General features: G+C 45.5%; 24 protein-coding genes and 5 pseudogenes. 17 read left to right on the top strand and 12 right to left on the bottom strand.

The annotated features are described in order from the left end of the window. Positions 1-35 precede the first annotated feature (35 nt). Positions 36-578 (top strand): GNAT family N-acetyltransferase, encoded by a 543-nt coding sequence (locus tag HA50_RS23050; protein WP_084879152.1) that lies wholly within the window; start codon positions 36-38, stop codon positions 576-578. A 197-nt stretch (positions 579-775) separates the two neighbouring features. Further along, positions 776-2,184: pseudogene (locus tag HA50_RS23045) on the top strand (ISNCY family transposase). Positions 2,185-2,204: 20 nt separating this feature from the next. Here the strand turns inward: HA50_RS23045 and HA50_RS23040 are convergent. Further along, positions 2,205-2,441 (bottom strand): hypothetical protein, encoded by a 237-nt coding sequence (locus HA50_RS23040; protein ID WP_084879151.1) that lies wholly within the window; start codon positions 2,439-2,441, stop codon positions 2,205-2,207. Positions 2,442-2,573: 132 nt separating this feature from the next. Here HA50_RS23040 and HA50_RS23035 point away from each other — a divergent pair. Together HA50_RS23035 and HA50_RS23030 are read left to right on the top strand one after the other, a co-directional pair. Then, a pseudogene (locus tag HA50_RS23035) lies at positions 2,574-3,059 on the top strand (transposase); the annotation flags it as partial. Between the two features lie 16 nt (positions 3,060-3,075). Beyond that, positions 3,076-3,354, top strand: a pseudogene (locus HA50_RS23030) (IS3 family transposase); the annotation flags it as partial. Positions 3,355-3,423: 69 nt separating this feature from the next. Here the strand turns inward: HA50_RS23030 and HA50_RS23025 are convergent. The 5 genes from HA50_RS23025 to HA50_RS23005 all read right to left on the bottom strand — a co-directional run bounded on the left by HA50_RS23025 (position 3,424) and on the right by HA50_RS23005 (position 7,446). Further along, positions 3,424-4,113: a type 1 glutamine amidotransferase domain-containing protein gene (locus tag HA50_RS23025; RefSeq protein WP_084879150.1), complete on the bottom strand. Its 690-nt coding sequence runs from the start codon at positions 4,111-4,113 to the stop codon at positions 3,424-3,426. Positions 4,114-4,198: 85 nt separating this feature from the next. Further along, a complete protein-coding gene (locus tag HA50_RS23020; RefSeq protein WP_084879149.1) occupies positions 4,199-4,498 on the bottom strand; it encodes a YciI family protein in 300 nt (99 codons plus the stop codon). Between the two features lie 19 nt (positions 4,499-4,517). Further along, positions 4,518-5,090 (bottom strand): flavodoxin family protein, encoded by a 573-nt coding sequence (locus tag HA50_RS23015; protein ID WP_084879148.1) that lies wholly within the window; start codon positions 5,088-5,090, stop codon positions 4,518-4,520. 187 nt (positions 5,091-5,277) lie between these two features. Continuing rightward, on the bottom strand, positions 5,278-6,006 hold the full coding sequence (locus HA50_RS23010) for a putative quinol monooxygenase (RefSeq protein ID WP_084879147.1): 729 nt from the start codon (positions 6,004-6,006) through the stop codon (positions 5,278-5,280). A gap of 405 nt (positions 6,007-6,411) precedes the next feature. Continuing rightward, positions 6,412-7,446 carry an amidohydrolase family protein gene (locus HA50_RS23005; RefSeq protein WP_084879146.1) on the bottom strand — a complete coding sequence of 345 codons (1,035 nt, stop codon included), beginning with the start codon at positions 7,444-7,446 and terminating at the stop codon, positions 6,412-6,414. A gap of 949 nt (positions 7,447-8,395) precedes the next feature. On the opposite strand from HA50_RS23005, the gene HA50_RS23000 reads away from it, so the two are divergent. Continuing rightward, positions 8,396-8,962, top strand: coding sequence for a hypothetical protein (locus HA50_RS23000; protein WP_084879145.1), 567 nt, complete (start codon positions 8,396-8,398; stop codon positions 8,960-8,962). A gap of 271 nt (positions 8,963-9,233) precedes the next feature. On the opposite strand, the gene HA50_RS22995 is transcribed toward HA50_RS23000, so the two are convergent. Then, positions 9,234-10,277, bottom strand: coding sequence for an NAD(P)-dependent alcohol dehydrogenase (locus HA50_RS22995; protein ID WP_084879144.1), 1,044 nt, complete (start codon positions 10,275-10,277; stop codon positions 9,234-9,236). Positions 10,278-10,603: 326 nt separating this feature from the next. Here HA50_RS22995 and HA50_RS22990 point away from each other — a divergent pair, with 326 nt between their 5' ends. The 8 genes and pseudogenes from HA50_RS22990 to HA50_RS22960 all read left to right on the top strand — a co-directional run bounded on the left by HA50_RS22990 (position 10,604) and on the right by HA50_RS22960 (position 16,466). Beyond that, entirely contained in the window at positions 10,604-11,062 is a 459-nt protein-coding gene (locus HA50_RS22990) for an SDR family NAD(P)-dependent oxidoreductase (protein ID WP_084879143.1), read from the top strand. Further along, positions 11,037-11,354 carry a hypothetical protein gene (locus HA50_RS31230; RefSeq protein ID WP_139811011.1) on the top strand — a complete coding sequence of 106 codons (318 nt, stop codon included), beginning with the start codon at positions 11,037-11,039 and terminating at the stop codon, positions 11,352-11,354. Before HA50_RS22990 ends, HA50_RS31230 begins: the two co-directional genes overlap by 26 nt. Positions 11,355-11,810: 456 nt before the next feature. Then, positions 11,811-12,203 carry a helix-turn-helix domain-containing protein gene (locus HA50_RS22985; RefSeq protein ID WP_084879142.1) on the top strand — a complete coding sequence of 131 codons (393 nt, stop codon included), beginning with the start codon at positions 11,811-11,813 and terminating at the stop codon, positions 12,201-12,203. A gap of 165 nt (positions 12,204-12,368) precedes the next feature. Further along, positions 12,369-12,665 carry a helix-turn-helix domain-containing protein gene (locus HA50_RS22980; RefSeq protein WP_244193643.1) on the top strand — a complete coding sequence of 99 codons (297 nt, stop codon included), beginning with the start codon at positions 12,369-12,371 and terminating at the stop codon, positions 12,663-12,665. A gap of 266 nt (positions 12,666-12,931) precedes the next feature. Further along, positions 12,932-13,677, top strand: a pseudogene (locus HA50_RS22975) (SDR family oxidoreductase). A 106-nt stretch (positions 13,678-13,783) separates the two neighbouring features. After that, complete coding sequence (locus HA50_RS22970; protein ID WP_084879141.1) at positions 13,784-14,014, top strand: tautomerase family protein; 231 nt, start codon at positions 13,784-13,786, stop codon at positions 14,012-14,014. Between the two features lie 81 nt (positions 14,015-14,095). Beyond that, on the top strand, positions 14,096-14,857 hold the full coding sequence (locus HA50_RS22965; RefSeq protein ID WP_084879140.1) for a glucose 1-dehydrogenase: 762 nt from the start codon (positions 14,096-14,098) through the stop codon (positions 14,855-14,857). A gap of 580 nt (positions 14,858-15,437) precedes the next feature. Further along, the gene (locus HA50_RS22960; protein WP_084879139.1) at positions 15,438-16,466 is read left to right on the top strand and encodes an aldo/keto reductase; all 1,029 of its coding nucleotides are present in this window, start codon (positions 15,438-15,440) and stop codon (positions 16,464-16,466) included. A 63-nt stretch (positions 16,467-16,529) separates the two neighbouring features. Here HA50_RS22960 and HA50_RS22955 read toward each other — a convergent pair whose 3' ends face one another. Beyond that, positions 16,530-17,516, bottom strand: coding sequence for an aldo/keto reductase (locus HA50_RS22955; protein WP_084879138.1), 987 nt, complete (start codon positions 17,514-17,516; stop codon positions 16,530-16,532). A 274-nt stretch (positions 17,517-17,790) separates the two neighbouring features. Between HA50_RS22955 and HA50_RS22950 the strand changes: the two are divergent. Further along, positions 17,791-18,683: pseudogene (locus tag HA50_RS22950) on the top strand (LysR family transcriptional regulator). 113 nt (positions 18,684-18,796) lie between these two features. On the opposite strand, the gene HA50_RS22945 reads toward HA50_RS22950, so the two are convergent. Continuing rightward, positions 18,797-19,690 (bottom strand): LysR family transcriptional regulator, encoded by an 894-nt coding sequence (locus HA50_RS22945; protein WP_084879137.1) that lies wholly within the window; start codon positions 19,688-19,690, stop codon positions 18,797-18,799. 285 nt (positions 19,691-19,975) lie between these two features. Between HA50_RS22945 and HA50_RS22940 the strand changes: the two genes are divergently transcribed. The 3 genes from HA50_RS22940 to HA50_RS22930 all read left to right on the top strand — a co-directional run bounded on the left by HA50_RS22940 (position 19,976) and on the right by HA50_RS22930 (position 22,418). Then, positions 19,976-20,923, top strand: a complete 948-nt coding sequence (locus HA50_RS22940) for an aldo/keto reductase (RefSeq protein WP_084879136.1) — start codon at positions 19,976-19,978, stop codon at positions 20,921-20,923. Between the two features lie 153 nt (positions 20,924-21,076). Beyond that, positions 21,077-21,916: an SDR family oxidoreductase gene (locus HA50_RS22935; protein WP_084879135.1), complete on the top strand. Its 840-nt coding sequence runs from the start codon at positions 21,077-21,079 to the stop codon at positions 21,914-21,916. 169 nt (positions 21,917-22,085) lie between these two features. Beyond that, complete coding sequence (locus tag HA50_RS22930; protein WP_084879134.1) at positions 22,086-22,418, top strand: DoxX family protein; 333 nt, start codon at positions 22,086-22,088, stop codon at positions 22,416-22,418. A gap of 322 nt (positions 22,419-22,740) precedes the next feature. Here HA50_RS22930 and HA50_RS22925 read toward each other — a convergent pair whose 3' ends face one another. From HA50_RS22925 to HA50_RS22915, 3 genes are read right to left on the bottom strand one after another with little or no spacing between them, the layout of a single operon-like run. Beyond that, complete coding sequence (locus HA50_RS22925; protein WP_084879133.1) at positions 22,741-23,154, bottom strand: hypothetical protein; 414 nt, start codon at positions 23,152-23,154, stop codon at positions 22,741-22,743. A gap of 35 nt (positions 23,155-23,189) precedes the next feature. Continuing rightward, positions 23,190-23,426: a hypothetical protein gene (locus HA50_RS22920; RefSeq protein WP_084879132.1), complete on the bottom strand. Its 237-nt coding sequence runs from the start codon at positions 23,424-23,426 to the stop codon at positions 23,190-23,192. A gap of 32 nt (positions 23,427-23,458) precedes the next feature. Beyond that, positions 23,459-24,184 (bottom strand): tyrosine-type recombinase/integrase, encoded by a 726-nt coding sequence (locus HA50_RS22915; protein ID WP_084879131.1) that lies wholly within the window; start codon positions 24,182-24,184, stop codon positions 23,459-23,461. Positions 24,185-24,197 lie beyond the last annotated feature (13 nt).

Genomic DNA, 24,197 nt, shown 5'->3' with positions numbered 1-24,197 from the left:
AATCAGAGCGATACCGAAATTAACAAGGATGAAAGATGAAGTTATTTTCTACTGAACGGACCGATGTATATTTGCTGACCTTAGACCATTCAGTCAGTTTTCAGCGTTACTTACTTGATAACAGAGCCAACTTCGCACCCTTTGAACCACTGCGAAATGACGAATATTTCACAATCAATAGCGTAGCTGAAAGGATCAGTAATGCGCTACTCGATTATGAAGAAAGAAAGTGCATCCTTATGGTTTTCACCTTAAAAGATGATAACAAAATTATAGGTAATATAAATTTCACCAACTTTATATTCGGTGTTTTTCAGGCATGCTATCTAGGATTTTCAATCGACCAGGCTTATCAAGGTAAGGGCTTGATGCATGAAGCGCTGAAAGAATCTATCTCCTATGTTCATGATAAGTATAACATCCATAGAATAATGGCTAATCATCTTTCTGATAATTTACGCAGCAATAAGACTCTGAGTAGTCTGGGCTTTGTAAAAGAAGGTTATGCACAATCTTATCTGAAAATAAATGGTATTTGGCAGGACCACATCCTTAACTCGCTTATCCTTCCGGAATAGTTAAGTACTTTTTAAAGCTAATTATTAATTTTCATCAACCCTCAAGTCAGAGGGTTAATCCTGTTAAAAAATAACCCTTCTCTGATAACAATCGGACATCTGAGGTTTGCCTGAACCCGGCCATCTCTGCTTAGCTTTAACATTTGCTGTTACTCCAAAGCGCTAATGTCGTACGGGCAACCTGCTGAGGACCTGTTATGACAGCTTCTGGTGCGGAGTTTTTTACGATGAATGAAGTTAACCGGCTTAAAATGATCCAGGACGTTATTGACCGGCGGCTCACCACACATCTCGCCGCAGAACGTCTCGGGATCTCCGACAGACAGTGCCGCCGCCTGCTTCAGCGTTACCGTGAAGACGGCTCGCTCGGCATGGCTGACCAGCGGCGCGGCAAGCCCAGCAACTATCAGCTGCCCGAAGGCCTCGCTGAACATGCCATTCAGATCATCCGCGAACGTTATGCTGACTTTGGTCCGACGCTGGCCTGCGAAAAGCTGGCCGAACTTCACGGCGTGGTATTATCTAAAGAGACGGTGCGTAAGCTGATGATACTTTCCGGCCTCTGGATCCCCCGCAGACTGCGTGCACCGAAGATCCAGCAGCCACGCTGTCGCCGCGCCTGCGTCGGCGAACTCATTCAGATAGATGGCTGTGACCACCGCTGGTTTGAAGACCGCGGCCCGGCCTGCACGCTGCTGGTTTACGTCGATGATGCGACCAGCCGCCTGATGCAGCTCCATTTTGTAAAATCAGAGTCCACATTCACCTTTTTCGAGGCCACGCGCGGCTATCTGGAACAGCACGGCAAGCCGCTGGCGTTTTACAGTGACAAGGCGCCAGTGTGTTCCGCATCAACAATAAAAATGCGACCGGAGGCGACGGTCAGACGCAATTCGGTCGAGCAATGAACGAGCTGAACATCACCGGCATCTGCGCCAACACCAGCTCTGCCAAGGGCCGCGTGGAGCGTGCGCATCTCACGTTGCAGGACCGGCTGGTCAAGGAGCTCAGGCTGCATGGCATCAGTACGCCTGACGCGGCTAACGCCTTTGCCGCTGAGTTTATGGCGGACTATAACCGCCGTTTTGCGAAGGCACCGAGGCACGATTTTGATGTTCACCGGCCGCTCGATGCTGATGACGACCTCAATCAGATATTTACCTGGCGTGAGCCGCGTAAGGTCTCAAAATCGCTGACGGTCCGCTACGATAAAATGCTGTTGCTGCTGGAAGATAACGATGACAGCCGCCGCGCGATGGGTAAATATCTGGATGCGTGGCAGTACCCGGACGGCCGCGTTGAGCTGAGGAGTCACGGCACGGTGCTTCCCTACTCTGCCTATGATCGGCTGTCTGAGGTTGACCAGGGTGCGATCGTGGACAACAAGAGGCTTGGACACGCACTGGCTGTGGCTAAGCTGATGCAGGACAAGCGTGATAATACACGCTCTCAGGGACTACCGGCTGGTAACGGACCAAGCCGCAGGAGCGCTAAGAAGGATCCAGCCAAAAAGCGGCAGCGTGCAGTCAATGAGGATGATTTACTGGAAGCATTGTTTGATTTACAGACCCGCAGCCAAGAAATTTTTGAGCAGAAAGATACTTAAACCCGGCTTTTTAAGCGGCTTTATTCCCAACCCAGTTCGCCATAAGTTTTACAATCCTGTTCAGGAAAAGACGTCATATATTGCCCCCAGTCCATATATTTATAATAAAGCGTCATTGCTTCAAAATGGCTGGCAGCCTCGACTTCCCATACAAGTTCTGCGCCGGGTTCTAATAATGATCTTGCGGCATTTCCGTGGACACCTCTCAGACAAAAGGTCTGGCATCCATCAGGCTCGACCCAGAGTTCATGCCTCAAAGTTGGCTTCCTTAATAATCAAATTTATCTGCCAATCATTCCATATTAGACTGTAGTTTGACAGGCTAATTCGCCTCAGCCGGACATCTCAACTTTTCCCGAACCCGGTCATCTCTGCTTAGGTTCAACATTCGCATTGCATTAAAATCTCTGGCCCGACGCTATCTCGAGTTACATGACGAAATCGCTGATCTGGATGTCATGATTGCGGCAATTGTCGACGAGCTGGCGCCTGAGCTGATTAGACGTAATGCTGTTGGATACGAAAGTGCTTAGCAGTTCCTGATCACTGCCGGAGACAATTCGCAACGACTCAGCTCTGAATCAGGAGTTGCAGCACTGTGTGGTGTCAGCCATGTACCTGTCCCTTCGGGAAAAACGAATCGTTACCGACTTAACCGGGGCGGAGATCGTGCTGCGAATAGTGCACTCCATATCATCGCCATTGATCGATTACGAACTGACACAAAAACAAAGGAATATGTCGCACGGCGAGTAGCCGAAGAGCATACAAAAATGGAAGCAATACGGTGCCTGAAACGATATATCTCACGCGAAGTTTATACATTACTAAGAAATCAAAACAGGCAGATCCACAGCATCCCGGTAACGGCTTGACTCTTAGAAGGGCGTCCAGGGTAGCCAATATGGCAGCGATGACTGGCGACGGTTCTGCCAGGCTAATAACCTGTCACCCAGTATGAGCCGGCGCGGCAACTGCTGGGATAATGCCGTGACAGAATCCTTCTTCAGCTCGCTGAAAAAAGAGCGCATCAGAAAGCGGATATATAAAACCCGGGACATGGCCCGGGCTGATATCTTTGATTATATCGAAGTGTTCTACAACCGGACCCGGCGCCACAGCCACCTGGGAGGCGTCAGTCCGGAGGCCTTCGAGAAGGCCTCGCCGTGAGGACAGAGACTGTCTGTGGAAACGGGGTCACTCCAACCTACAGAAACGAAGACCTAACCCATCTCAATATCAGTCTCGTTCTAACAGTTGCGCGACAACTTTCGTTCCCACACCATGAGCAGATGCCGGGTTTTGCCCCGTTATCAGATTTCCTTCAGAGACAACATTCTGAGACCAATTAGGGGCAGGTTGATGGAGGGCACCACGTTGCTTCAGTGTACTGGCCAGTAGGTAAGGCACCACATTGGTGTAACCGACTTCAGCCTCTTCTTCATCAGTAAATGCAGCAACCTTCTTCCCAGAAACGAGATAGGAGCCATCCGATAAAGTTGCATTCACAAGAGCGGCAGGTCCATGACAAACGGCAGACACAATACCACCCTGTTCCCAGATTTCCCGAATGAAGCGCTGCACGTCAACGTTCTGAGCAAAATCCCACATTGTGCCATGACCTCCAGCGAAAAAGATCGCTGAATAATCGGTAGGATTAAGCTCACCAAGAATTCGTGAATCTGCCAGTGCTTCACGGAAAGTTTTATCTTTCCAAAAACGAGCATTCACTGGATCGGAGAGATCAAAAAAATCAACAGGTGGATGCCCGCCACGTAAAGAAGCAATTACAACTGGAATGCCAGCCGCTTCGAAGACTTCCAAAGGATGCGTCAATTCAACAAGAGCAAAACCTGTTGGTTCCCCACTATCACCTCGAATCGGATGACTGGTGACCACACACAGAATAGGTTTAATATCTGCAGCCATTTTTAAAACCTCATGGTTTTACAGAGAGAATGAATATTGATGATAAAACCTTCAAAAACATGCTGTTTATCATCGATTAAGAAGATCAGTTCTGCGCTGATGCAAAAAGTGATTCCCAACCTATGAATGGCCCCAATGGGATCACATCCCAATCAATAAGTCCTGCTTTTGCTAAAGGGAATCCTGCGAGTGCAGCTCGCGCAGCCTCAATTGATTCACACTCGGCAATTATCGCTACACCTGGACGATCCTGGCGAAAATAGATATCACGGACAATACCTGTTTTATACAATTCCCAACCATGTTTGACTTCGTCAAGCATGTGAGGTTGATATAACTCCATAGTGGCACCGGGCTGAGGGATATCAAGACAAAGAAGTTTCATATAAGTCACCTTTATGAATTTATAACGTTGAGTTCATGTGCGAAGTGATATTAGCCACACGACGGCCTAGATATTGAGCAGTAAGGAGATCACTTACTGGCGGGGCAATATCAGGTGCCTCGTCAGTATTCGCCTGAGTCATAACGCCAAGCCAGCTTCCCAGACGGTTGAGGTCACTGGTGCTACCCGTACTACTGCTATTCCCTGGCATAAGGTCTAACCCAACCCAAACCATTCCGTGTTGCGAAGCAAATAACATCATTGAAACAAGGGAATTGAGTTTGTCACCATGTTGAGCTCCAGAATTTGTAAATCCTGCAGCAATCTTATTACGCCATTTTAGATTTACCCACGCCACTTTAGTCGAGTCCTCAAAGAAAAGTTTAAGTCTGGCGCTCACCATACCGTTATAGGTTGGTGAGCCAAAAATAATGGCATCGCTTTTTTCGAGTTTTTCCCAGTCAATACCACCCTCAGCGACTGGCATCAGACATACTTCTGCACCATCAACCTCATTAACACCTGCGGCTACAGCCTGAGCGACCCGAGCTGTATGACCATAACCACTATCGTAAACAATAGAAATAAGCATTTTTTAATTTCCGATTTGACGTATAGATAAACACATACTCTGATTATAAGTAACTCTTTTCTTTATGCGACAAGTTAGAAAAATCATTATAAATTATAGCCTTATTATTTTATTTTTTAACAATGAAACTGCATGCGCCTGGATTAGTTTAAAATGCGAACTTTAATGTGTTGCACCATATAATTTTTTAATTCTTACATACGAAGATCAACCCGCCTTTATTCATCAGCACTTCAGGTTTAACCGGGATGGAATCTTTTCGAGTCGTCATATTAGCAGTTAGTTTAAGATAATCTTTGAAATGTGGTGTTTGGCGATGCTTCTGATAATCAGCTTCGCTAGCATAAATTTCATAAAAATACCAGCGTGTAGGGTTTGTGGTTTCTATGCCTGCGTACATCGCCAGCACACCGTTCTCAACTTTAAGCGACTGCTTCATTTCTGGAACGACAACGCTACTAAATGCCGCATTAAATTCAGGTTTCACCTCAACAATAACCAGGTTATTGATGGTATATTTGGTTTGATGCAACTTCTTATCGCCCATAAACTTAGGTGTAAGATTAATCATCCTTTTATGATTCTTATCAAGGATTTCAGGGGAGCGAATGAGGAACTCCTTATATTGTGGAGAATCTTTATGCTTTTGATATGCGCGAGAATCAGAATAAATCTCTATCATGTAAGCCTGATTTGTATCGGACTTTCGCTTAATAGAATACATTCCCAGCGTTCCATCTTCACTGGCCAATGACTTTGTTATATTGCTCTCAGCCACACGATCATAAGCTGCCATTTCCCCATTTTTCACTGTCAATTCAGATATGTTAAATACAAGCCCGCATGATTTTTCCGATTTCATTGCAGACACTGAAAAACTGAGAAAAAAAGAAATCAACAGGCATGGATTTTTCATGAATTACCTTTTTATGGAAAAACACTTAACTCTCAGATGTATTAATCACAAGGCCGGTTAGCACAACCAATTAAAAAATATCATTCTTTGATTTATTTTTTGATATAAACTTTTAGTTACTTATCACTCAAGCTTTTTTACCGATATTAACGTGTGCATAAAGTTGACTGAACACTCCACTCATAATAATCAGAATGGCAATAGTCACTACTTCTCGCACCTGATGAGTCAGGCGCTCATCAGAAAAATAAAATGTAGTACATATAAAACCTTTCATTACTGATTTCAGTATAGAAAGGTTATTCTCGGTTTTTTAGGGTATTAATAGCTTAAAGACTTTTAGCTAAAAGCTAATAATCAGTTGGGGAGAAACCTGTCTCCCCAACAGTGGCAGAGAGCTGGCATTCATGCTTTTACACCGAGTAATTGTTCGGCATTGCGGAAAGCTATCAATTCTTTTTCTTCTTCTGAAACAGGCAAACACTGGATGAAGTCCATCACGCCATCAAGTGTTTGATATGGATAATCAGCAGAAAAAAGGATCCGTTTGGCTCCCATCAGTTCATAAATAAACCTGAAATGAGGCAAAGTCAGCATACCGCTAGGTGTAACGTAAACCTGTTCTTGAAAAGTCTGGGTAATCGAGCGCCGTAAACCTGAAGCTGCCAGTGGGATACTGTCATCAAGGCGTTGTAACCAGAATGGTAACATCTCACCCCAATGGCCACTGATCACCTGAAGATTAGGGTATCTATCGAATGCACCAGATAAAATTAATCGCAGCAAATGAATTCCCGCTTCGTGATGCCATCCCCAGCCAAACATCGATAATCTGGCAGAAACTTCATCACTGAAACCACTGTAATAAGCCTTCTGTACAGTCTGAACAGGCAGCCCCGGGTGAAGATAAAGCGGAACATTTAGTCTGTTAAAAAGGCACAACAGATTATCGAAATCTGGATGGTCGAGAAAGTTTTCTGAAGGTCTGCCATTTAACAATGCACCTTTAAATCCTAAATTTTTAACCGCCCTTTCAAGTTCTTCTTCGGCTGCATCTGGTTGCGTCCAGGGAAGTGTCGCAAAAGCCGCAAAGCGACTAGGATTAAGAGTCACAGCCTCAGCGAGACGGTCATTGGCCGCTCTGTTCAGGTTGATTGCGTCATTTTCTGGAGCCAGTTGTGGAAATCCTCCGACCGATAAGATCTGCATACTAATACCAGCATCATCCATATCTTGCAGACGCCTCTGGCCAATATCGACTCCTTTTACATTGATGAGGTCGTTTTTTTCGATTTGAGGACGACTTCTATCGGGATTATTACCGTCAGAAACAGCTCGGCCCCAGTGAGTAAGAAACGGAGCCTGAGCTATTGCTGCTGATATTGTTGCCATACCCAGTTCTTTATCCAGAGTATGTTCTTCAAGGCAAATGATTTTCATCGTCCTCACTCTCCATTAATATCAATGACAAAAACCGCTGTAAAACATAAAACTGGCTTGAGTCACAACATTTCTCCAGCCAGCAAAAGTTTGCAATGCATTACTGATAACTCTGACTTAGAAAACAACAAACGAAACTCATGAGCAGTATAAACTAGCAATGTTGGTCAGATTAGATCACTCTTGAGTCAAAGATATTTAGCCATTGTCTAATGATCTTTAGACACATTGTTTACGTTACCCGAACTTCTTCATGTTGTTTATTATTAATGTCTTTTAGAAGTTGGCTAAGCTAACCTGATCGATAATGATGACGTGTTGTCAATCCAAGGAGGAAAGCATTTGGTGCGGAGCTTTTCACGATGAACGAAGTTCAATGGCTTAACTGGTTAGTGTTGTAGACCGACATCTGATTACCAGTTTTGCAGCTGAGCGACTTGGTATTTCCGACAGGCACTGTCGCCCGCATGCTCCAGCGCTAACGCTCAGACAGCCCGCTAGACATGACTGATCGTCGACTCGGTAAGCCAATTGCCCGATGGCCGTGCTGTAGCATGGCTATTTTCAGGAGCACTGAAGGATACTGGCGTTTTAGAGAATAAGGCTAGGGTCATCCGCATCAACAATAAAAGTGCAACTGGCGGCGACGGTCAGACGAATTTCGGGCTCGCGATGAGTAAGCTGAACATAACCGATATATGCGCCACCACCAGTTCTGCAAGGAGCCGTATCGGGCGTGTACATCCAAACAAAGTGTTCTAAATGTCAGTTACTTATACGGCTGAAAATGATTTAAGATGTGGTAATTAATTGTTACCTTAGATTGGGCTGCGGCTGATGGTTTATGTTCCGTATTCATACTGCGGTGAATGGCTTAAGAGAGACGTGTTCTGAAGACAAAGATCTGACTCACTAATTATTTTCAAATACACAGCGTTTAAGGATAGTGATGAGCAACAATTTTAATGATCCCTCCAATTGGCATCTTCTGCCGGCAGAGTTGGTAGCACTTCTTAACTGCATACAGCAAGGAACTCTCTCTTACCCAGAACGAGAGTCGCACTGGCAGCAGGCGCAGGACTATTTGCTGAATGGTAACTATTCAATGGCTGAGCACATGTTTGATACGGTGCGGATCCGGCAGGAAAATCTGCGTCAGGGTATTTCACCGGATCTGAGGCTGCTGATGCAGGCAGTGCAAGCTAATGCTGTGAACTACCCAGAGCGTGGGGATAACCTGCAGCAGGCGCAGGACTATTTGCTGAATGGCAACTATTCAATGGCAGAGCACATGTTTGATACGGTACGGAGCCGGCAGGATAATCTGCGTCAGGGTATTCCTCCGGCACTGGTGCTGCTGATACAAGCCGTGAAGGCTGACGCGGTTTACTACCCAGAGCGTGAGGATAACCTGCAGCAGGCGCAGGACTATCTTCAAAACGGCAATTATACAATGGCAGAGCACATGTTTGATACTGTGCGGAGCCGACAGGATAACCTCAGAAAAATTCAGTAACTGGTAATTTGACTCGGGCCGTTCTGCCGGCGGCATTACACTTTCATGCCCTTGGCCACTCTCAATCAGCCTGAGCAGGGTCATCAACGCATAAGGGGAGCTGCCCCTGCTAAGGCATAAAAGTACGCAGTTGGCGAAGATTTATTCCCGGATGTTTACACTGGCTATAATGGACCGGAACCGAGGTGCGCCACCCGGTAAGGTGCAGTGGCGCAGTGACTAAGAGTGGAAGCTCTAGCAGATAATCCAGGAATGGGGCTGCATAAAAAAATCAATTCAGCGATGACATGTCAATTACAATTCTGTGGGCCATATCGCCCTGAGCTAATCGAGAAAATGCTTCGTTTATTTCTTCAATTTTAATTAATTCGCAGTCAGGATAAATATTATTTTCAGCACAGAAATTTATAACTTCTTGTGTCTCAGCGATCCCACCGATTAATGATCCAGCTACCCGGCGTCTACCCATTACCAGCGGCAATGTTTGCGGTTCCATCATTAGGCCAATTTGGCCAACTATAACTAAAGAACCATCGATGTCTAAAAGCGGAGTATAGGTATTAAGATCATGCTTAGTAGGGACTGTGTCAATAATCAAATCGAACGAACACGCAGCCAGAGTTAATGCGCTGGTATCAGAAGAAGCAAGAATACCTTTTGCACCCAACGCTTTCGCATCTTCTTCTTTAGTCTTTGTACGACTAATGACTGTCACTTCCGCTCCCATCGCTACAGCAAGCTTTACTGCCATATGGCCCAATCCACCAAGTCCGATAATACCTACCCGACTGCCTTTACTCACATTCCATGTCTTCAAAGGAGAATAAGTAGTTATGCCTGCACAAAGTATTGGCGCAGTTTTAGCCAGGTCCATTGTTTCTGGAATTTTTACAACAAATTCTTCACGTACAACTATATGTTTAGAGTAGCCACCTTGAGTAATATCACCATTTATACGATCAGGTGCGCCATATGTAGGAACCATTCCTTCTCTGCAATACTGTTCCTCGCCTTTAGAGCATTGGTCGCATTCCATGCAGCTGTCTACCATGCAGCCAACGGCTACATGATCGCCAATTTTAAATTTCTTAACATTATTTCCAATTGCTGTAACCACTCCAACTATTTCATGACCAGGTACCAATGGGTAAGGCTGAGGACCCCAATCGCCATTTGCTGTATGGAGGTCAGAATGACATACACCACAATATAGAATTTCTATCTGAACATCATTTTGTTTAGGATCGCGTCTGATAAACTGATAAGGAACTAATTTTTCATCTGCTGAAAGAGCAGCATAACCAATAGTTTTCATGAAACCCTCTTTTCGTGTTGATAAAAGTGATTGTCATTTTTACCTCTATAACAATGACTTATAATAATTAAGGCGTAAGAATTTATGTATTATTCAGTAAGTAGTTAAATTCTTCGAAGTATCCATTCATACAACTAACATTTATTCTCAGTGTTGGCAAAGTAAAATTAGCCTACAGGGCACATGCAGGTAAAAAGACTTACCTGGACAACTCGATCGCATAACTAATTAGAAAGCACTCTCAGGTAAAAACAACTCTGTTTAAAGAGATAACTTTGCACCATTCAAATTTATCTACAAACACGCATGAATGGATTAAGGTAACAATGACAAAACGCATATGGCTAATGACAGGCTTAAGTTCGGGTTTCAGTAAAGAAATTGCACAACATTTACTCACCAATGGTGATGCTGTTATTGGTACAGTAATTGATTACTTATGCGTAACTGACCTTGCTTCAAAATATCCGCTGGATTTTCATCCACAGATATTTAGCGAATATTACGAACAAGAACTATCTTCAGCCATTAAAAGAATTGAAGTTTCTGGAAAGCATCTCGATGCATTGGTGATTACTGACACGACAGTTACTCTGGGTGCCTCAGAATTCATGGCTCCTGAAGCTGTAAAAGAACAAGTTTCAGTAAACTTTACCCAAACTATTCTCTTGGTCAATGCTGCTATCAAGCATTTCCGTAAACAGGGTAAAGGTTCAATCATAATGATTGGTGCTCCAGAAATGGTAAAAAGCATGCCTGGTGCAGGCTTGTACTTTTCTATTTAAAAAAGCTATTGAAAGCTATCTTCTTGCAGTTAAAAAAGAAGTAGAACACTTGAACATTGACGTTAAGATTTTATACTCAAATGACATCAGCCCTCTAATTGATCGTGTAGATATTCAAGACTCAGGATTATTTTCTCCCTATGATAACGGTGCCGCCTCGCAGATTTATACACGCGTATATAATGATCAATCAAGAATTTCAGGTGCAGATATCATTCTAAACAAAATTTCATCAAGCGTTCAAAGCTCACAACAAAAGACATCAGAATTGCTGATTACTCCGCAACAGTAACGTTTATAAAATGACGGTCTTTAAAATATCGTAAATAAACTTTTTTCGCGCGCTTCACTTCACTCTATTGTGGGTAGCATGAAACTATACTCCTACGAAAAGATAAACAGTTTTATTTCACAAAATGTGCTCTAATTCATGAGCTGGATTCATCGTATTATCAAAAATTTTACGTATTAAAATCACTTAACTCAACTGCTACTATCTCTAACAGGCTACTAATCACCTGTTAGAGGTTAGCAATGAATCAATCCAGTAATTATTTACAGCACAAAAAAGGTTGTATTCACACACCTAAAACTCCTAACAGTTACGGATTAGAGTCTAATCTGATGCATAAGAGCTCAACCAAAAGGCATGCTAATCATATCCTCTTGGGATTATACGCAGACTTAGCAAGAAGCGTAATGCTTAGCTTGTCTGAAAATAGTTATGTAATAGACCATCTGAGATCTTATGTCTTTAAAACAGCCAGGAGATAAAATAATGATGGAATACCATTTTACTATTGTAGAAACTCTCATTGACTGGATTGATAAAAATTTAAGCGAATCACTACAGATTGATGATATAGCTGAAAAGTCTGGATTTTCAAAATGGTATTTGCAGCGTATTTTTCTCAGGGTTACTAGTCGAAACATTGCTGAATTCATACGAGACTCACGATTAAATAAAGCTGCTGTCGATTTAGCAAACACAAATGATCATTTGATAGAAATTAGCATGCGCTATGGATATGAAACACAGCAATCATTCTCTCGAGCCTTCAAAAGCAAATTTGATATTCCTCCTGGGCGATACAGGAAAAAACATTCCTCATCCTATTTCTCTAAAGTTAACTCACTCTAATTTCAGAAATAAATTACAAGTGAAATTTCATTGTACCCTCTTAAAACTCCACTATAAAAACCGAATACATCAATGGGGATCTTAACATGACTTATCAGGAGTTAGTTATAGATGAATTGAAAGTATGGATCACTAACAACATCTATGTGCGCATTAGAATAAAAGATGTTGCCAAGCATTCAGGTTATTCCAAGTGGCATTTGCAGAGAATATTTCATTCAGTTACGAAAAAAAGCACTTGCTGTTTATATCCGGGAAACCAAACTCACGCATGCCGCTTCTGATTTAATTAGTGGAAAAGATAGCATCTCAAACATTTCTTTTATAGATGGGTTTGATTCTCAGCAATCATTCACCCGCTCTTTTATCAAGTTATACAACACCTCCCCCTCATCTTATCGACGCATGAATTACGTAAAAGATGCAGTCAGCCGTAAAAATGTCAAATACAATAAGGCATGAAAGATATCTCTGTGCTTTTTACCAATCTCATTGAAACAAAGTGTGAATTAAACACCTCATTAGTGAAATTCACTCATAGAAGCATTCAGGATTGAAGGGGTAATACATGCTCTTTAGTCATGCATAATCTAAATTCTATATGCAGCAGCCTGTATATAAGAGATCAACGTCAGGTATTTTATTCCGGCGTTTTAAATCTTCAGAAACAAATACAAAAACTCTAAGGAAATGAAATGACTAAAATCATTAAAGTATGGTGACACCGAATGAACAATCATATCGATGGCAAAGTCATTGTCATAACCGGTGCCAGTAGTGGATTAGGTGAATGCACCGCGCGTAGCCTGAGTAGTAAAGGGGCGGTAGTCGTACCTGGAGCGCGTCGAATCGGTAGGCTTGAAAAACTTGTCAGGGATATTGAAAGTGCGGACGGTAAAGCACTAGCAATAGCCACTGATGTCACCGATAAAGTTCAGGTGGAGAATTTACTGAAGGCTGCTGTTGAGGCTTTTGGTCGTATTGATGTCCTCATCAATAATGCAGGCTTAATGCAGCAATCAATGCTGGAAAGCCTGAAGGTTGATGAGTGGGACAACATGATTGATATCAATATTAAAGGCACCCTTTATGGAATTGCTGCAGCTCTTCCCATTATGAAAGAGCAAAGGTCCGGTCATATCATCAATGTTTCTTCTATTGCTGGTCATAAGGTCACACCTGCTGGGACCATATACTGTGCAACCAAACTGCCGTCAGGGTAATCAGCGAAGGACTCCGTTCAGAAGTAAAACCCTATAATCTGCGGACAACAATTATATCACCCGGTGCTGTTGATACCGAATTAACCAATCACATCACCGAGGAAGGAGTAGCCGGACAGTTCAATAAATATTATGAAGAGCATGCTATCCCACCCTCTTCATTTGCAAATGCTGTCGAGTTTGCTATCAGTCAACCGGATAATGTCGATATCAACGAAATACTCTTCAGGCCAACCAGTCAGGTGATGTAATTTGTCCCTGACAAGCCTGGATATAATCACCAGGCTCAATTAAGCAAGGCTTGAAGCTGGTTTATGGAAAAAACCGTCCTGAAAATAATCAATTAGAGGAGGATTCATGCCACATATCATTATAAAAATCGTTGAGAGAGATGAAGACGATAAGATTTTACTGTCTGAAGCCCTATGTAATGCAATGAGTGAAACATTAAATATAGAAAAAGATAAAATTTCAATAACCATTGAAGACATTGCCATGGACGACTGGGTCGAACAGGTTTATAAACCTGACATCCTAGGAAAAGAATCAATCCTTTATAAAAAACCCGGCTACAAAATACCTTATTGAGTTGGTTTTTCGCATGAACTCCTACAAGTTATTATTTTCCAGAAATGAATAACCATATAAACCTCTTATCAAGGAAGCAACATGAATTACAATTTTAAAGACCAGGTTGCGCTTGTCACCGGTGCGGCCTCGGGTATGGGATTAGAAGCAGCTAAAGCTTTCGCTGCATCTGGTGCTGCTGTAGTTATGGCCGATGTCAACTTTAAAGCTGTCTGTGAAGCTGCTGCTGAGTTAAATGCCAAAGGGGAACAAGCCTTAGCAGTTTACTGTGATGTCGCCAAGATAAGTGATGTGAAAGCGATGATAGATGAAGCTGTTGCAGCTCTTGGCCGTATTGACTTCGCATTCAACAATGCTGGCGTACAAAGTCCCGTTGCTGAGACGGCCATTGCTGCCCCAGAAGACTATGATTCTGTTATGGATGTCAATCTCCGCGGGGTATGGAATTGCATGAAATACGAACTCCTTCAGATGAAAAAACAAGGCAGCGGTTCCATAGTCAACAACTCATCCCTCGGAGGTTTGGTCGGCATTGCAGAACGAGGAATTTATCATGCTTCTAAACATGGTGTAGTCGGACTGACTAAAAGTGCCGGCCTGGAATATGCCAAGCAAAACATCCGAATTAATGCTATTTGCCCCGGTATTATCGAGACTCCAATGGTTTCAGGGATGCTTGAAAGTCAGAGCGAAGCCATGGAAGAATTGATGAAGGATGTACCTATGGGTCGCTTAGGACGGGCTACTGAGATTGCAGACGCCGTATTGTGGCTCTGTAGTCCGGCCTCCAGCTTCATCATTGGGCATGCCCTACCCGTTGATGGCGGTTTTACCGTCCGTTAAATCTCCTTGTTAGTTGTGTAATCAACGAACAGACAACGCACTGTACATTAGATAGATCTTCCGTCACAGATACTCTGAACACTGAACATTCAAAGGGCGCGGTTAATTCCACTTTTGCGCAGAATTTATCGTCTTTACTCCTGCTGTCTATGCAGCCAACTCGTGAGAATTTCTCATAAACGCATTCAACGGCAATGGGTTATTGAGAGCCATCATATAGGGCATAATCCCCGGTGTGTTCAGGAGCGATTGCAGACATCAGAAACATCATCACCGTAATGACTTCTGCACCACAGCAAGGCTGTCACCTTATCACAGGCATATTAAACTCAAAATTAAAGCAGATGCTAAACACCTATTAATGATATTAAAACCACCATCCCTTCCACTCAATAGACATATTACCTGTCAGACAGGACCATTTTTCTGATAAATAAAAACCACTGATAATGTTAGCCTTCTGAATAAAGAAAAAATTTCACACCTGAATTTTTAAAGTCGAGTCATCAGGTATGCTGTTTTAGATCTACTACCCTTAATCAAACGGTATAACCGTCTACAACTTTATCGGAGTGCCCAAATGCAATATATAAACCTAGGTCGTACAGGATTACAGGTTTCTCGTTTATGCCTTGGTTGTATGAGCTACGGCGAACCAGACCGTCTCCCACAGCCCTGGTCACTCGAGGAAGATAAATCTCGTCCGCTTATCAGACAAGCGTTAGAAGCTGGAATCAACTTTTTTGATACAGCGAACATCTACTCTGGGGGCAGTTCTGAAGAAATTGTAGGAAAAGCATTAAGCGACATGGCCCAGCGGGATGAAATTGTCGTGGCCACGAAGGCATTCTTTCCATGGCGAAACTCACCGAACACTGGCTTTCTGTCGCGTAAAGCTCTGTTTAAATCAATCGATGATAGTCTGATGCGCCTCGGGATGGATTACGTTGATTTATACCAGATACACCGTTTCGATCATGCAACACCGGTAGAGGAAACAATGGAAGCTCTGCACGACATCGTTAAATCTGGAAAAGTCAGGTATATCGGTGCATCGTCAATGCAAGCCTGGCGTTTTGCAAAAATGCAGCACTGCGCAGACAGCAATGGCTGGACTCGCTTTGTCTCCATGCAACCGCAATACAACCTTCTTTATCGTGAGGAAGAACGTGAGATGCTCCCTCAGTGTCTTGATCAGGGAGTCGGTGTCATTCCATGGAGTCCAATGGCAAGAGGGCGCCTGACACGAGACTGGAGCGAAAATACCTATCGCAGTGAGAATGATGCGTTCGCTATGAAAATGTATCAAAATGCGGCTGAGTTAGATAAACCCATCGTCAACGTCGTCGCTCAAATTGCAGCCAGACATGGGGTACCCCGTGCTCATGTGGCACTCGCCTGGTTATTGTCAAAACCCGTCATCACTGCCCCCATTGTAGGTGCAACTAAACCAGATCATCTCTCTACTGCCATTGGTGCTTTAAACTTCTCTTTGAGTGAGTCTGAAATTGCAGAGCTGGAAGCCCCTTATCTGCCACACCCTGTCGACGGGATCATCCCACCGCTGAGTGACATACCGCCATCGATCACTCCTCCCACAATTGCATAATATAAAGCGGCGCAACACTTCATTGCGCCACTTCCTGACGCTTTACATCTGAATCATGCTGGCCTACCAGGCATATGCTTGAGGCGCTTCGCCACCCGGTCCCGTCCAGATCTCCTCAAGGCAGCGCACGCTGTCATCAGATAAGGAGATCGTTGTTGCATGAAGCGCTTCTTTTAACTGTTCAACAGTGCGTGGGCCTATGAGCGGTGCGGTAACGACTGGATTTTGCAGGAGCCAGGCCAGCGCCACATCAGAAGGCGATTCCCCCAGGTCTTCACATAATCCCTCGAAAGCCTCTAGCTGAGGGCGGAACTGTTCTATACGTCTAGCAAGTGCAGGTCTTGCACGACGGCCATCCGCAGATTTTTTAAGTACGCCGCCAAGCAGTCCTCCAGCTAAAGGACTCCACGGAATCAGCCCCAGGCCGAAGTGGCGGCAAGCGGGTATAACCTCAAGTTCAACTGTACGGGCAGCAAGGTTGTACAAACTTTGCTCAGCAACGAGACCTAGGAAATGGCGGGAATTTGCGACAGACTGAGCAGTGGCGATGTCCCAGCCGGCAAAATTACTGCTGCCGACATAAAGGACCTTGCCTTGCTGCACGAGAATTTCCATGGCTTGCCAGATTTCTTCCCAGGGCGTGTAACGATCAATATGGTGCATCTGATATACGTCGATGTGATCGGTTTTTAATCTTCGCAGGCTATCTTCACAGGCCTTTCGGATATGGTATGCAGAAAGCCTTCTGTCATTTGGCCCAGGCCCCATAGGCTGATAAACCTTTGTGGCCAGAACAATACGATCCCGTCTCCCGCCCTGGTTTATCCATCGCCCAATAATTTCCTCAGAAAGACCCGTTCCTTGTTTGATATCCGGAGTCTGTTCTGTTCCATAGACATCTGCCGTATCAATAAAATTGATGCCGGCTTCTAGTGCCTGGTCCAGAATATTGAAACTGGTTTCCTCATCAGTGACGTCACCAAAATTCATGGTGCCCAGACAAAGTCGGCTGACTTTAAGACCGGTGCGACCGAGATGTGAATAGTTCATTTGCTGCTCCATCAAGTAAGTGAACGTGTCCGGATGGTGTCCGGTTCAGTTCAAGAAAAAAATCAGGATAGCGAAGCAATTGCTTCTTCGTTAGCACGTAAGCCTTGATGGACTCATGAGTAAAATTCAGGAACATTAGTTTAAACAGGGTAAGGACAGGTATCCTTGCTCGCTGCATTACAGCTATGAGAAATGAATGCTATCGATGATAGTTAGAGACGCATGATGAATATCCTGCGAGCAAATCACAAACCGATTAAGGATGGAGCCATAAATGCAAACGAGCCGGAGTGACGTTGCAGACCTGATTTATTTTATGCCTATCGCTCGCCATCGTAGTTTTAGCCGTGCAGCTGTTGAAATAGGTGTAAGTGCGTCGGCTTCAAGCCATGCACTAAAAGGTATGGAGGAACGATTAGGAGTGCGGTTACTGAACCGTACAACAAAGAGCGGTACGCTCACTACGGCAGGTGAAGCCCTGGCGCAGGTTGCCACTCAGCCCCCTCGAATCAATTAGCAGTGCACTTAAGTCACTTAACCGCTTCAGGGATACCCCAAGCGGACGGATACGTATCAACGCTGCTGTCGAAGCAGCAAATCTCCTGCTTGCTCGTGTTATGCCTGCATTTATGGATCGTTATCCGGACGTAGAAGTAGATATCGTCGCCAGTAACCGTATGGTTGATATAACCGATGCCGGGTTTGATGCGGGTATAAGATATGACGGGACAGTTCCGGGAGACTGTCAGCCGATATTCGTTGGGTCATTGCCGCATCCCCAGATTACCTCGATAAGTATGGAATACCCAACCACCCAGACGACCTGCAGAATCATCGCGTATTAGTAGCCGGCTGGGAGATGACCGTGTTTATCGATGGGAGCTTGAAAGAGGTGATGAGAAATTGCAGGTTACAGTACCCACCTCCGTCACAGTAGACCTTGCAGACACGGGCATCGTTGCCATATTGGGAGGGGCTGGACTCATGTATTTTCCTGAACCATTGGTTGCACCCTATGTAAAAGACGGCCGACTCAAGCTCGTTTTGACAGAGTGGGCTCCTACTGAAGAAGGCTTTCACATTTACTATTCCAGCCGCCGCCAGTTACCTACCGGTCTTCGTCTACTTATTGAATTTATCAGAGAGATCAAACCTCTTGGCCTTTGATGATAGTTTTGGAAAGGTGCCCCCCTTCTGTACAGTACAAACATACCTGTATCTGGTTTTCAATAGATGTTTATTCAGGGGATGTTAATGGCCTCTCATGATGTCTGTACTCGCTAGCTTTTATTGAGTAGGAAATCAATGAGCATCTTTACTCGTTTTGTCTTCCCCGCGCTTTTGAGGTAATAGAGATAAACAGGGGGGTATGTTTTCCAGTAAGACTCCATGACAGGGATCATCTTTTCCTTATCAGGCTGAGTCTGGTAAACAGGCTCAAAAAGACGGCCAATTCCCAGCCCCTCTCGGATTCCATCCGCCATAACATCTATGTCATTGCTGATAAGTTGCCCCGGCATTTCCACTGTCAGTTGCTCACCTCTGTCATTTAGGATCAATGGCAGTATGCGGTTGTTGGTAATAAAGCGGTAGCCAATCAGCCGGTGCTGGTATAAGTCCACTGGTGTTTCTGGTACCCCAAAGGTTTTCAAATAATCCGCAGACGCATATAGCCCTTCTCGGAAGGGTTTCATCAACTGCCGGGCAACGACCCCGTTTTCGAGCACGTCGCCAAATCGGATACCCAGATCAAATCGCTCCTCAACGATGTTTATGGTCCCGTCATAGACGGAAATTTCAAGCTGAATACCGGGGTAACGCTGGCAAAACTCAGACATAGCTGGCTTCAGGATCAACATATATGCAAACCGTGAAAGCGTAATCCTGATCAGGCCCGAGGGTTCCTGCGTTTGGCTTCGTAAATTCTCTAAGGCTTGTTCCAGTGAGTCCATCGCCAAAGACGTCTGATCCAGAAGCTGCTGACCAGAATCTGTGAGTTCAATTCTCCGGGTTGTTCGCACAAAGAGTGGATGCCCCATGTTTTGCTCAAGCAGTTTCAATGCCTTGCTTACGGAAGGCGGTGTTATCTCGAGCTTCCTGGCCGCTGCTGAAATGCTTCCTTCGCGCGCAATGCTCTGGAAGATACGTATTTGGTTGTAAATCACATTGTTCATCACGCCATCCTAAGCCGGTTCATAACAGATGATTGTTAGCTACAGGCTAAATATCCTTGAGATCATACTGACCTAATTTTTTAGTAATCGCGAGCCTATACTTACTTGCGTCTAAGCTATTTTCTCAATGAACGATGAGCTGGAAAGCCGGGTTCATCAGTCTCAGGCACCCTCTTTCAGCAGTTTTTTAAGAAAACCCGCTGTTAAGAACAGAACTATCATTTAACCCATTGATTTAACAAGCCGAGTACTGAGCTGACAGTCGGCGCCGATCCGGAGCAAGCAATGCAATACCAACCCAAAATAGCACTGGGAACATGGTCCTGGGGTACTGGATTTGCGGGCGGTGATACCGTATTCGGTAACAACCTCACTGACGCTGAAATGAAGGATGTTTTTGACACAGCAATGAAACACGGCCTTAATCTCTGGGATACTGCCGCAGTTTATGGAATGGGAAGTTCCGAGAAAGCGCTGGGTAACTTTGTCAAAACATACCCACGCGAAGACATCATACTTTCCACGAAATTCACCCCACAGATAGCGGATGCTACATCAACTGAACCTGTAGCCGACATGCTGGATAAGAGCCTTGAAAGGCTCAATGTGAAAAATGTTGATATTTACTGGATCCATAATCCTTCTGACGTAGAGAAATGGACACCCGCGCTCATCCCTCTGCTGAAAAGTGGCCAGATCAAACAGGTTGGTGTTTCAAATCACAGCCTTGAGCAAATCAAGCGGGCTAACAGCATCTTGGGAGCTGCGGGCTATTCGGTCGGCGCTGTCCAAAATCATTTCAGCCTGTTATACCGCTCCTCTGAAGAAGCCGGCATCCTCAAATACTGTCATGAAAATAACATCACCTTTTTCGCCTATATGGTGCTTGAACAGGGCGCATTGAGCGGGCGATACAACGCCCAAAATCCCATGCCTTCAGGAAGTGGCCGTGGTGATACCTACAACGCCGTATTGCCCCTGCTGGACAAATTGACAGAAGCCATGAGTGTGATTGGTGCAGCCCATAATGCCAATGTAGCTCAGGTCGCTGTTGCCTGGGCAATCGGAAAAGGAACGGTACCCATCATCGGTGCCACTAAAGTTCACCATGTTAATGATGCGGCTGTTGCAATGAATATTCAGCTCAATGATGAGGAAACACTCATACTGGAACGCCTGGCAGCAGAGACCGGTGTTGATACGCGCGGGGCATGGGAAAAACCTATGATTTAGCGATGATGGTCCTGATTCAGTATCTCACCGCGAGATGCTGCACTGGTAACTAACAACCAGTAGCTCAACGTCAGACAGGCCAATCACGCTTTAAATAACCGGCAATCTCTCTGTAAGTACAACAGTGTTTTTAATTTTTATAGGGTTTCCATTATGACTACGAACAAAATTTGGCTCGTTACAGGCGCCTCAAAAGGATTGGGGCTCACACTGACAAAGCAGCTCTTGGCTGCAGGCCACAAAGTCGTAGCGACGTCTCGCAGCAAAGCTGGATTAGAAAAAGCGATTGGGCCTGTAAGCAGTAAATTCCTTCCTCTTACGGTAGATTTGACTAACGAAGAGAGTGTCAAGGAAGCGGTGACTGAAGCCTTATCACACTTCGGCCACATTGACGTAATCATCAATAATGCCGGTTTCGGACAAACAGGGACGATTGAAGAACTAAGCGATGCAGAGGTCCGTAACGCTTTTGACGTAAACGTGTTCGGTATGTTTAACGTTATTCGTGCGGTAATGCCGCATTTACGCCATCGTCGAAATGGTCAAATCATCAACATTTCATCAATGGCCGGAATTAAAGGTTACATTCCTGGCTGGGGTGCTTACTGTGCTGCCAAGTTTGCTGTCGCAGGGTTGACGGAAGCACTAGCCGCTGAAGTAAAAGACTTCTCGATTAAGGTCACACTCGTCTATCCTGGCCATATGCGAACCAGTTTTCTGTCTGATGGTTCCGTCATGCTTCCTCAGAATCCGCTAGCCGAATATACCTCGGTGCGGAAAAATGAAGAAGCCGCAAAACAGGAAATGAATGGCCACCAGATGGGTGATCCTGAAAAGGCAGCAGCCCTGCTAATCCAACTGCACGAGATGGACGCCCCTCCCCTGCATTACTTCCTGGGTGAAGATGTCTACAAAGCTGCATCCGAAAAAATACAAGTACTCCAGGAATCACTTGAAGAGTTCAAATCCGATACCCTCTCTATTGGATTTTAACGCAACAATATAACAGGGTTATTGATGGTGCCTATGGATCATCAGGTAAAGTCGCGAAGATGTGCAATTACGAAAAACTGATCCATAGGTCACTGAGCATTCTTTTCTGTGAAGAACTATAAATGCCTTAAATAGGTATTGTTCACGTGCTTAACAATTTAGAGGTTATATGTCATTTTTTACACTCGTCAATGTCCTGTCCTGGCTTCTGGGTCTTTTTTTCCTGACGGGCGCAATAACTAATGCTGTGGCACCAGCAAAAATTCGTGATGATTATCAACGCTGGGGATATCCATCCTGGTTTCGATATATCACAGCAATTCTTGAATTGAGCGCAGCCATTCTTATCGTTACTAATGAATATAAGTTACACGGGCTTATTTTAGCGCTACTGGTGATGGGAGCGGCAATCGCCACATTGTTTTACTATAAAGAATTTAAACATGCCATTCCTGCCGGGGTTGTCTCAGCACTTTGTCTGGTTGTAATTATCGCCCGATAACACAGTATTACCCGACAGGGCCACTTAATGAGAGGCCCTGTCATCGGTTCAAAATCCGTACTCACTACGACTCGACTTCACGATGTCCATCACCTCACTGATAAACCCTTGAGTAAATGGGTCTTTATCCAGCACCTTTTGCCAGGCGAACCCATGCGTGATATGAAAGGGTTCACCCGCAACGGAAACGAAGCGCTGAAATTCCGGCAAACCGTCAACGAGAAGTTACGGGATGTAGAGCAGTTCCGGAAAGAGCTGACCGCTCTTCTGTCAGCAGAGTTTGTGGCGCTGACACGCCCGTCGCCATCTGTCATAGGTCAGTTTATTGAGTGGTGCCGCGGTCGGTGCAACTTCTGATAACCTGTGTGCCTGGTCCCTGTTTTTCGGGGGATATTGACACATCATGTTGCTGATAATTGAATTCGCTCAGTCTGGTTTCAAGTGTATCCGTCATTGCAGGCGGCGGTACGGATGTAAACAGCAGCCACGGAAACCACCAGAATGCGGTAAGGGCAAAAAGCAGCGGACCTGCAAATTGAAACCCGAAATGAAACGCGAAGACCCCGGTCGCCAGAAAGAGAATTATTGTGTTAACGAGGGTGATACCGCAGAAAATCCGCCACGCCCGACGCCAGGGTTTTCTCTCAAAGACAATCCGCCCGTCCTTCTCGTCAAGCCAGCGACGCCACTGTCCCAGGTAACGCGCACGAAGCCTGTAATGGGTGATGAACTGCACCGCAGGCTCCTGTAGCCGGTGGTAATAGATACCGGTCAGCTGGTAGAGGCTTCGTTGTCTGAGTTCCAGCTCTGCAAGCGCGACGGCCTCATCAGAGAGATAATCCAGCTTCCGTAGCTTCTCAAGACGCGCCCGCGCATGGCCCGGACCGGATCGGCCTTAATCAGCCAGACGTAAATCACCGAACACATCATCACGATAACAACCGCCAGTATGGCGGGCGATCCGTACTGCAGGATCAGTTTTACTGCATCAGTCATGGCAGGCTGCATTTCTCTTCCTTCCCTGTATTGCCTTACATTATTCAGGCGGGCGGCAGCGAACGCAGAACAGCAGCTGCTACCGCGCCCTCCCCGCTGAACGATACCTGGAGCGTCGCGGCTATGTCCAGCGCAAACACCCGCGTATACACCTCGATTGACCGGGCATCTTTATGCCCCGCCATCGCCTGGATGACCTTGAGCGGCTGCCGGAGATAAAGCAGATGCATGACCAGGGCGTGACGGAATGTATGCGGCGTTACCGGCACCGAAAAATGCACCCCGTCGTCCGCTGAACGCTTTACCGCTGCCTTCAGCCAGTTACGCATGGTTTCGTCAGTTTCATGCCAGAGTGGTTCGCGGCGTTTCGGGCGCTCGCTGGCCATCCAGACTTCGGCCTGGCGCACGTAGTGCGCATCGGCGAGAGGGGCCAGGCGGACCGCGTCCTTCGGCGGGCGGCCACGTCGGCTCCGGACCTTTTCCGACAGGATCCGGATGAACGGCCTGGGACCGTCCGTCACAAACGATTCCGGCGTGAGGCTGCAGGCCTCCCCTATCCGCGCGCCGGTGTTCCAGAGCGTGCTGAACAGAAAGTGATGCCGCCGGTCCGGCATGTAGTGCAGCAGCGCGCTCACCTCCGGGGCCAGCAGATAAAAAGGCGTGACGCCGTTCGCCGTGGCCATGCGCCGCAGCGCCACGGCGGTCGAAAAGTCGGCTCCCGGCGCAAAGGTCAGCGCGCTGACGCGTTCTGGTGAATTCTGCAGGAGAATGGGGGCTGTTCAT

The sequence above is a fragment of the Pantoea cypripedii genome, from assembly GCF_002095535.1.
GTDB lineage: Bacteria > Pseudomonadota > Gammaproteobacteria > Enterobacterales > Enterobacteriaceae > Pantoea > Pantoea cypripedii.
This window is presented reverse-complemented; position numbering and strand designations above follow the sequence as displayed.

Coding starts and splice junctions, on each gene's coding strand:
- HA50_RS22985 (WP_084879142.1), top strand. CDS start 11,811: ATGTCTTTAAAACAGCCAGGAGATAAAATAATGATGGAATACCATTTT.
- HA50_RS22935 (WP_084879135.1), top strand. CDS start 21,077: ATGACTACGAACAAAATTTGGCTCGTTACAGGCGCCTCAAAAGGATTG.
- HA50_RS22980 (WP_244193643.1), top strand. CDS start 12,369: ATGTTGCCAAGCATTCAGGTTATTCCAAGTGGCATTTGCAGAGAATAT.
- HA50_RS23015 (WP_084879148.1), bottom strand. CDS start 5,090: ATGCTTATTTCTATTGTTTACGATAGTGGTTATGGTCATACAGCTCGG.
- HA50_RS22920 (WP_084879132.1), bottom strand. CDS start 23,426: ATGCAGCCTGCCATGACTGATGCAGTAAAACTGATCCTGCAGTACGGA.
- HA50_RS22965 (WP_084879140.1), top strand. CDS start 14,096: ATGAATTACAATTTTAAAGACCAGGTTGCGCTTGTCACCGGTGCGGCC.
- HA50_RS23020 (WP_084879149.1), bottom strand. CDS start 4,498: ATGAAACTTCTTTGTCTTGATATCCCTCAGCCCGGTGCCACTATGGAG.
- HA50_RS22930 (WP_084879134.1), top strand. CDS start 22,086: ATGTCATTTTTTACACTCGTCAATGTCCTGTCCTGGCTTCTGGGTCTT.
- HA50_RS22955 (WP_084879138.1), bottom strand. CDS start 17,516: ATGAACTATTCACATCTCGGTCGCACCGGTCTTAAAGTCAGCCGACTT.
- HA50_RS22940 (WP_084879136.1), top strand. CDS start 19,976: ATGCAATACCAACCCAAAATAGCACTGGGAACATGGTCCTGGGGTACT.
- HA50_RS23050 (WP_084879152.1), top strand. CDS start 36: ATGAAGTTATTTTCTACTGAACGGACCGATGTATATTTGCTGACCTTA.
- HA50_RS23010 (WP_084879147.1), bottom strand. CDS start 6,006: ATGAAAAATCCATGCCTGTTGATTTCTTTTTTTCTCAGTTTTTCAGTG.
- HA50_RS23005 (WP_084879146.1), bottom strand. CDS start 7,446: ATGAAAATCATTTGCCTTGAAGAACATACTCTGGATAAAGAACTGGGT.
- HA50_RS23000 (WP_084879145.1), top strand. CDS start 8,396: ATGAGCAACAATTTTAATGATCCCTCCAATTGGCATCTTCTGCCGGCA.
- HA50_RS22960 (WP_084879139.1), top strand. CDS start 15,438: ATGCAATATATAAACCTAGGTCGTACAGGATTACAGGTTTCTCGTTTA.
- HA50_RS22995 (WP_084879144.1), bottom strand. CDS start 10,277: ATGAAAACTATTGGTTATGCTGCTCTTTCAGCAGATGAAAAATTAGTT.
- HA50_RS22970 (WP_084879141.1), top strand. CDS start 13,784: ATGCCACATATCATTATAAAAATCGTTGAGAGAGATGAAGACGATAAG.
- HA50_RS23025 (WP_084879150.1), bottom strand. CDS start 4,113: ATGGCTGCAGATATTAAACCTATTCTGTGTGTGGTCACCAGTCATCCG.
- HA50_RS22990 (WP_084879143.1), top strand. CDS start 10,604: ATGACAAAACGCATATGGCTAATGACAGGCTTAAGTTCGGGTTTCAGT.
- HA50_RS22945 (WP_084879137.1), bottom strand. CDS start 19,690: ATGAACAATGTGATTTACAACCAAATACGTATCTTCCAGAGCATTGCG.